Genomic DNA, 255 nt, shown 5'->3' on the forward strand with positions numbered 1-255 from the left:
CTTAGCAGTTGTTTTAGCGTCTGCACTTGGGTTAATCGCATTGATTGCAGTAGTACCGTCTGTTTTAGCTGTGTCTACTTCTGCATTTGTTGTTGCATTATCAACATTTGCTTTTGCTTCCTTAGCCCTATCGTCAACGTCTTTCTTAGCAGCATCTTTTTCTTCATCTGTCAAATCTTTACGATTATCAATAGCTGACTTTTTAGTTTCCGCAGCTGTATCAATGGCTGCTTTTGCTGCATTTTTACTATCTGC

The 255-nt window shown here is 39.2% G+C and carries 1 protein-coding gene; it reads right to left on the reverse strand.

Going from position 1 to position 255, the window contains the following annotated elements:
- A partial coding sequence (locus E4T68_RS09115) for a DUF1542 domain-containing protein (RefSeq protein ID WP_135126083.1) occupies window positions 1-255 on the reverse strand: 255 nt, incomplete at both ends.

Origin of the sequence: Granulicatella sp. WM01 (assembly GCF_004570605.1) — a bacterium.
In the GTDB taxonomy this organism is placed as follows: Bacteria; Bacillota; Bacilli; order Lactobacillales; family Aerococcaceae; genus WM01.